A 7,655-nucleotide genomic window follows, 5' to 3' on the forward strand; every position below is an offset into this window, starting at 1 on the left:
TTTGCACCCTATACAATTTTGCACCTACATTTAGTTATTTCTAACTAATATAGTGGTGCACTTTTCCGTGCCTATTTTCTTATTTTTATAAGCACTTACTGGTGCACTATTGCATGCTTATTTACACCTGGTATTATGAAATTAATTAACAATATTAAAGAACGTGATATACATAATATTTTTATTTATCAAGGAGATGCTAGGGAATTATTAAATCAAGTCCCTGATAAATTTTTTAATAATATTTATATCTTATTCCCTGACCCATGGCCAAAAAATAGGCATCACAAACACAGATTAATTAATAAAAATTTTCTTCAATATTTATTAAATAAATTTTCTTCACACTTATTCATAGTTACTGATCATTCAAATTATGCAGAAAGTATTTTATATGATATTTTACAAAATGATGAACTTAGATTAGGTAAAATAAAAATATCAAATAAAATTTTTTACAAGACAAATTTTGAAAAAAAAGCGTTGCAAAAATCTAACAATATCTTTAATTTCGCTTTATCTCATAAAAAATAATATAATGTTACAAAGAGAAACAATTTTTGCTTTATCCACATGCTATGGAAAATCTGGAATCGCTATTATCAAAATATCTGGACCTAATGCTCTTTTAGTACTTAAGGATCTTAATTTTAAAAAAAATTTATTAGAAAGAGTTGCCACATTAGGAAAGATATATAAGAAAAATTTAGAGCTTATAGATGAAGTAATTGCTATTTACTTTCCTAAAAATCGTAGTTATACGGGAGAAAATACAGTTGAATTACAAATACATGGAGGAATCGCTATTATAAATTCCATCTTTGATGAATTAAACTCTTTAGACTATTTACGCTTAGCTACTAATGGCGAATTCACTAGGGTAGCATTAGAAAATAATAAAATATCATTAAATAAGGCAGAGTCTTTGATTGATCTTATTAATTCAGAATCTGAATATCAAAGAAAAGTTGCCATAAGAAATTATAATGGGGCATTAGAGGATATTTATTCCACTTGGAGAAATGACATGGTTGAATTACTATCTATATCAGAGGCATATATAGATTTCCCAGATGACCTTTTAGATGAAGCTGAGCTCGCAAAACTAAATAAAAGGATAAAAAAATTACAAAGCGAATTTGAAAATAATATTAAATTTTTTAGTTCCGCCAATAAATTAATGAATGGAATTAATATTTGTATTGCTGGGGCCACTAATGTAGGAAAATCAAGTTTGATGAATTTTTTATCTAAAAGTGACACTTCAATAATTTCAAACATTAAGGGGACAACAAGAGATGTTGTTAAAACTAAAATAGAAATAGCAGGAATCCCAATTATATTGCATGATACAGCTGGCATAAGAGCAACCTCGAATAAAATTGAAAATATGGGGATAGAAAAGGGAAAAAATGTAATGAAAAATTCTGATATAATAATCTTTATGTTTGATGCAAACAATTTACTAAACTTAAATATATTAATTGAATCAAAAAAATGGTTAGATACTACTGTCAAAATTTTAGTGTATGTAAATAAAATTGACTTATTGAGCGATTATCAATTTTTAAAAGCAAAACTTATAAAGCAATTAGAAAAAATTAATTTAAAATATGAAGCTCTACTTTTTTTATCTTTAAAATCTAATAAATACGATGCCGCCATATTACAAAGTATAGAAGGAATTTTAAATAATTTTATGCCCTCCTCAGATGCAAATTTAATTACTAACATTAGACATCAAAATAAATTGAGAAATTGTAATAATTACCTCAATAATGCCTTAAATACAGATACTTTAGAATTAAAAACAGAAGAATTAAGGGCTTGTGCAAAAGAATTAGGTTTATTGTTAGGTGATATTAATACAGAAGAAGTGCTGGATAAAATTTTTAGTAGCTTTTGTATTGGAAAATGATATAAGTTGATTGTTTCACGTGAAACATAATATAAATTATGCAAAAAAACTACGACGTAATTATTATTGGAGGTGGCCATGCAGGTATCGAAGCTGCCACTGCAGCCTGCAGAATAGGAGCAAAAACCTGTTTAATTACAAAATCACAAGATGATTTAGGCGAACTTTCGTGCAATCCGTCTATTGGCGGCGTCGCTAAAGGTATTATAGTGCGAGAAATTGATGCTCTAGATGGAATAATGAGCAAAGTTATTGATAAATCTGGAATACATTTTAAAGTATTAAATAAAAGTAAAGGTCCTGCAGTATGGGGACCTAGAGCCCAAGCAGATAGAGAGTTATATAAAGAAAATATACAAAACATCTTGTTTAATTATAAAAATTTAGATGTAGTATATGATGTTGTTGATGATATTATTATTTTAAATGGCAAAGCATCTGGTGTAATTTGTGGCAAAGTTAAAATAATATCCAATTCTGTAGTTATTACATCAGGAACATTCTTAAATGGCGTAATTCACATAGGATCAATTAAATATAATGCAGGAAGATTTGGCGAAGAATCTGTTACTATATTAGCTGAAAAATTAAAATCCTATAAATTTAATATCGGCAGATTGAAAACAGGCACGCCTCCTAGAATATTAAAACAATCAATTAATTGGGAAATTTTAGAAAAACAACTGGGAGATGAAACGCCACAACCATTCTCAGATCTTACGGAAAGTATATCACAAAACCAAATACCGTGCTATATAACATATACAAACGAAAATACCCATAAAATAATTGAAAATAACCTTGCGCAGTCAGCAATTTATTCTGGCAATATTACCTCTATTGGCCCTAGATACTGTCCATCTATAGAAGATAAAGTAGTGAGATTTAGAGATAAAATACGTCATCAAATATTTTTAGAACCTGAAGGTCTACGAAGTGATTTAATATATCCAAATGGAATATCTACATCATTGCCACAAAATATTCAGGAGGAATTCGTTAGATCAATATCTGGACTTGAAGAAGCAAAATTTATAAGATACGGATATGCCATTGAATATGATTTCATAGATCCAAGAGAATTAGAAGAGACCTTAGAAAGTAAAAAAATCAAAAATTTGTTTTTTGCGGGGCAAATTAATGGAACAACTGGATATGAAGAAGCTGCAGGACAAGGTCTCATTGCAGGTGCCAATGCAGCCTTAAAATTACAAAATAAAAAATTTGTTTTATCAAGAAGTGATTCATATATAGGGGTGATGATTAATGATTTAGTAAATTTTGGTACTAAGGAGCCATATAGAATGATGACTTCAAGAGCAGAGTATAGAATTAAACTGAGAAGTGATAACGCATCAGAAAGGTTAACAGCAATAGGTAACCAGTATGGGTTGATAACTACTGAAAAGTTGAAAAATTACAATGACATCATAGAGCAAAAAAATCAAATTTATCATTTTTTAAAAACAAAAAGTATAATCGAAGGGTATAATAACTTCGACAACTTGCAATCTATAGGCATTTTAGATATTAAGCAGATAAAAAAACTTTTCCCAGAAATCATTGACACAGATGATAGAATCCTAATAAATATTTTTGCCGAAAATTTATATAAAGATTATGAAAAAAGACTCGCTAAAGATATTGAAATTTTACAAAATGATAAAAAAATAACTATACCAAATAATATTAATTATAATGGCATAACTGGTCTTTCTAATGAAATAAAAACAAAACTAGAAAATTCCTCTCCAAAAACAATTGCAGATATAAGAAGAATTCAGGGCATGACTCCATCTGCATTAATTACAATAATAATACATATTAAGAAACTAAAAAATTAATGAAGAATAGTTGCAAAATAATATCTATAATTAATCAAAAGGGTGGCGTAGGAAAAACTACAACTTCAATAAATCTGGCAACAGCATTAAGCCTATACCAAAAAAATATTCTGCTGATTGACCTGGATCCACAGGGCAATTTGAGCACAGGAATGGGTGTAGAAAATTCAAATAGAGTGCAAAACATTTACAACTTATTGTTAGACGACTCTAACATTGAAAATGTAATAAAAAATACCTTGCTGCCCAATATTGACATCATACCATCTAATCAAGACCTGTCGGCATTTGATACAGAAGTTTCAAACTTAGAAAATAAAGAGCACATATTAAATAAGAAGCTACAACAAATAAATAAAACCTTCCCAAAATACGATTATATCTTTATAGATTGCGCCCCATCATTAAGTCTACTTACAGTTAATGCTTTAACCGCCTCAGATTCAGTATTGATACCACTACAGTGCGAATTTTTTGCACTTGAGGGGATTGCCAACATAATTAAGATTATAAATTATATTAGATCAATTTTAAATCCTAAATTAATCGTTGAAGGTATATTATTAACAATGTACGACAGAAGAAACAGGCTTTGTAAAGAGATTGTTGCTGATGTGAGAAAAAATTTTGGCAACATAGTATATGAACAGGCGATCCCCAGAAATATAAAATTGTCAGAAGCCACATCTCATGGTAAACCAATCATGCTTTATGATAGTAGATGCTCTGGATCAATTTCATATATACTTTTGGCACAAGAAATTTTAGAAAAACATTTATAAGATTATGATAGATAATAATAAATTTAAAGCTTTAGGTAAGGGACTTTCTTCATTGATTCCAAATAAATTGGACCTTAATATTTCAAATTTTCAATCAGACTATTTTGTTGAAATTCCTATTGATAAAATTGCTGAGAACGGCAATCAACCTAGAAAAAATTTCAACGAAGAAGATATTTTAGAATTAGCAGAATCAATAAAATTATATGGGGTACTGCAACCAATTTTAGTTAAAAAATTTGAAAATGATAGTTACCAAATTATTGCGGGCGAGAGGAGATGGAGGGCATCAAAGTTGGCAAATTTAAAGTTTGTTCCGGCAATAATAAAGAATACAATTGATAGGCAAAATGTTGAAATATCATTAATAGAAAATATTCAAAGGGAAGATTTAAATCCTCTTGAAGAAGCAAATATATACAAAATATTAATTGATGAACAAGGCTATACTCAAGAAATTTTAGCCGAGAAAATTGGCAAAAGTAGAAGCTATGTTGCAAATTTAGTTAGATTATTAAAATTACCAGATAAATTTAAAAAATTAATATTTGAGGATAAACTATCTGCAGGACATGCAAGATTATTACTTAATAATGAAAATCCAGATGAACTAGTTAAAATTATACAAAAAAACAATTTAAGCGTCAGACAAACCGAAAATATAATAAAAAACAAGAATAAAATAAATTATAATAAATTTGGTAAAGATGGTGACGTATTAAATTTAGAAAGAAAAATTAGCAAAGCATTAAATTTAAAAACCAAAATTAATTTAGGAAAAAAAGAAAATAGCATCGTTATTAAATTTAACAATATGGATGAGTTTGATTATTTAATCGCAATGCTATGTAAAAATAACGAATTAACAATATAATTATAAAATCATGGAAAAAATACCTGTTAAAAAATTTGCTGAGTCTGAAATTGTTGATATTGCAAGTGCATCCACAGCAAAATCATTTTCTATTGTAGATATGTTTATACAAGCAGATTTATTTGTACAAACGATAATGCTGATTTTAGTGTTAATGTCTATATATTCCTGGGCAATTGCACTAGAAAAAATATTTTTACTAAAATCTATTACTAAAGAATACAACATATTCAATAAATTGTTAATGGAAAATAATTACGATATAAGTTTAATTGAACAAAGGCATTTTACCACAATAAAAAAATTAAACATATTTGGTGAAATAATTATTACAGTCTATCATAAAATCTGTTCAATTAAAAAAGATACCCTTGAAATAAACAAAGAAGAACTTCTAGGGAGTATAGAATTAAAAATTTATGATGTGAACAATAGAATTGAAGATAAGCTATATATATTAGGAACTATATCCAGCTCAGCCCCTTTCATAGGATTACTTGGCACAGTTTGGGGTATAATGCATAGTTTTCAATCAATTGTATTTTTAAAAAATGCTAGCATCTCAGCAGTTGCGCCTGGGATTGCAGAAGCTCTATTGGCTACAGCTTTAGGATTAATTGTGGCTATCCCTGCGTTAATTTTTAATAATAAATTTTATAGTAGTATTGAAAGCTTAAATATTAAATTTCGCAAATCCTTTATAAAATTAATTAGCAAAATTTAAATAAATGTTTGATGAATAAAATAATGTACAATTTTTTAAACCCTCGATCATTAAGACATAAAAATAAAATTAAATCTGAAATTAACGTTACCCCATTCGTTGATGTTATGCTAGTTTTATTGATAATTTTCATGCTTACATCTCATATAATTAATACAGGTACAGATATTGAATTACCCAAATCCTCCGAAAATTTTTCAAAAAAGGATGATTATTTAAATATCAGCGTTGATAAAAATTCAAATATTTATATTCAAGAAACAAAAATTGAAAAAGTGGAGTTAATTAATAAAATCAAAGCTATATTAGCTGAAAAACCAGAAATTCAAATTATGATATATGGCGATCAATCAACTCATTACGGCGATATGATATATGTTTTTAGTACTCTAAGGGAAGCATCGATTGACAATGTCACTTTAGTAACTGAGGAATAGATTAATTAATAATGAGCAAAGGTTATTTACTATCTATATTATTCCACTTAGCAGTCTTTTTACTGCTTATTATTAATATTAATATTTTAAAACCTCCTAAAAAATTAACTTATCAAAAATTTTCAATTCATATAGGTCCCGTAAAAAAAGAGCCTTCTACAAATCTACCTAAAGATAGCCCTGAAAAGAAAATAACTAAAGAGATACCGGAAATTCCTCAGAAAAAGGAAATAGTACAACCTGCGAATTCTAAAACTCCAGAAAAGAAAATAACTAAAGAGGTGCCGGAAAAAGAAGATAAAAAAAAGCCAGTAATTAAGAAAAATAATGCAATAAAAGAAATAGTTAAAGAACCACCAGCTATAGAAAAAAAGAAAGTTAATAAAAAAGAATTGCAAAAAACTAATACTCAAAAATTGCAGCAAGAAAAGAAGCAAAAAATTCCAAAGAAAGATGCTATAGACACAAAAAAATTACCTGACTTAACAAAAGAGAAAAAAGTTGCAAAGCAAGAACCTGTAAAAGACATATTTTCCAATGTAGCAGACAATAGTGAGCCAGTTAATTTAAATAATACATATGCTGTTTTAGATGAAAATGACCGTTTAAGGATTCAAGAACAATTACAGAAACATTGGAATTCTACACCATGCTTGGAGGGCATGCAAACTGAAGTTGAAATCATATTAGATGGAAATTGCAATATCATACATAGAGCTCTTAAAAACGCTTATACATCATCAGCACAACTCAGAGCTTGTGCTGAAAGCGCGCTTAAATCTACTCAAAAAATTGATAAAATAGAACTAGATGAGGCTAAAAGTTGTAAAAAGTATAATCAAGAACTCATCAAGATTTACTTTAATAAATAGGAGAAATTAAACTACTTTGTTCATGAGGAATGAAAAAAATAGTATTCAGAAGAATTGATATTTGGCAAAGCAAGTGCTCCTGACTTCATGCACTTTGAGAGAAGTGTATAGAGGTAGGTGAGGAAAAAGGAGGAGAAAATTTTAAAGTCGCTGAGTAGTGCCTAAGCTAAATATTAGTTGACATTATATTATTTACTGGTAACA

Annotated in this window: 8 protein-coding genes; all 8 read left to right on the top strand. The window is 28.2% G+C overall.

Annotated features, from left to right (window positions below):
* Nucleotides 1-135: 135 nt before the first annotated feature.
* From L8D11_RS02400 to L8D11_RS02435, 8 genes are read left to right on the top strand one after another with little or no spacing between them, the layout of a single operon-like run.
* Nucleotides 136-534 carry a class I SAM-dependent methyltransferase gene (locus tag L8D11_RS02400; protein WP_236870083.1) on the top strand — a complete coding sequence of 133 codons (399 nt, stop codon included), beginning with the start codon at nucleotides 136-138 and terminating at the stop codon, nucleotides 532-534.
* Between the two features lie 4 nt (nucleotides 535-538).
* Nucleotides 539-1,918: a tRNA uridine-5-carboxymethylaminomethyl(34) synthesis GTPase MnmE gene (gene mnmE, locus L8D11_RS02405; RefSeq protein ID WP_236870084.1), complete on the top strand. Its 1,380-nt coding sequence runs from the start codon at nucleotides 539-541 to the stop codon at nucleotides 1,916-1,918.
* A gap of 38 nt (nucleotides 1,919-1,956) precedes the next feature.
* A complete protein-coding gene (gene mnmG / locus L8D11_RS02410) occupies nucleotides 1,957-3,762 on the top strand; it encodes a tRNA uridine-5-carboxymethylaminomethyl(34) synthesis enzyme MnmG (protein ID WP_236870085.1) in 1,806 nt (601 codons plus the stop codon).
* The gene (locus L8D11_RS02415; protein ID WP_236870086.1) at nucleotides 3,762-4,544 is read left to right on the top strand and encodes a ParA family protein; all 783 of its coding nucleotides are present in this window, start codon (nucleotides 3,762-3,764) and stop codon (nucleotides 4,542-4,544) included. The genes mnmG and L8D11_RS02415 overlap by 1 nt, the downstream gene beginning before the upstream one ends.
* Nucleotides 4,545-4,548: 4 nt before the next feature.
* Nucleotides 4,549-5,418: a ParB/RepB/Spo0J family partition protein gene (locus tag L8D11_RS02420; RefSeq protein ID WP_236870087.1), complete on the top strand. Its 870-nt coding sequence runs from the start codon at nucleotides 4,549-4,551 to the stop codon at nucleotides 5,416-5,418.
* 10 nt (nucleotides 5,419-5,428) lie between these two features.
* Nucleotides 5,429-6,142 carry a MotA/TolQ/ExbB proton channel family protein gene (locus L8D11_RS02425; protein ID WP_236870088.1) on the top strand — a complete coding sequence of 238 codons (714 nt, stop codon included), beginning with the start codon at nucleotides 5,429-5,431 and terminating at the stop codon, nucleotides 6,140-6,142.
* A gap of 23 nt (nucleotides 6,143-6,165) precedes the next feature.
* A complete protein-coding gene (locus L8D11_RS02430) occupies nucleotides 6,166-6,579 on the top strand; it encodes an ExbD/TolR family protein (protein ID WP_236870089.1) in 414 nt (137 codons plus the stop codon).
* Nucleotides 6,580-6,590: 11 nt separating this feature from the next.
* Complete coding sequence (locus L8D11_RS02435) at nucleotides 6,591-7,451, top strand: hypothetical protein (protein ID WP_236870090.1); 861 nt, start codon at nucleotides 6,591-6,593, stop codon at nucleotides 7,449-7,451.
* Nucleotides 7,452-7,655: the final 204 nt, after the last annotated feature.

It is taken from the genome of Candidatus Bandiella numerosa (assembly GCF_021811875.1).
Taxonomy (GTDB): domain Bacteria; phylum Pseudomonadota; class Alphaproteobacteria; order Rickettsiales; family Midichloriaceae; genus Aquirickettsia; species Aquirickettsia numerosa_A.

Coding starts and splice junctions, on each gene's coding strand:
- L8D11_RS02420 (WP_236870087.1), top strand. CDS start 4,549: ATGATAGATAATAATAAATTTAAAGCTTTAGGTAAGGGACTTTCTTCA.
- L8D11_RS02430 (WP_236870089.1), top strand. CDS start 6,166: ATGTACAATTTTTTAAACCCTCGATCATTAAGACATAAAAATAAAATT.
- L8D11_RS02435 (WP_236870090.1), top strand. CDS start 6,591: ATGAGCAAAGGTTATTTACTATCTATATTATTCCACTTAGCAGTCTTT.
- L8D11_RS02400 (WP_236870083.1), top strand. CDS start 136: ATGAAATTAATTAACAATATTAAAGAACGTGATATACATAATATTTTT.
- L8D11_RS02415 (WP_236870086.1), top strand. CDS start 3,762: ATGAAGAATAGTTGCAAAATAATATCTATAATTAATCAAAAGGGTGGC.
- mnmG (WP_236870085.1), top strand. CDS start 1,957: ATGCAAAAAAACTACGACGTAATTATTATTGGAGGTGGCCATGCAGGT.
- mnmE (WP_236870084.1), top strand. CDS start 539: ATGTTACAAAGAGAAACAATTTTTGCTTTATCCACATGCTATGGAAAA.
- L8D11_RS02425 (WP_236870088.1), top strand. CDS start 5,429: ATGGAAAAAATACCTGTTAAAAAATTTGCTGAGTCTGAAATTGTTGAT.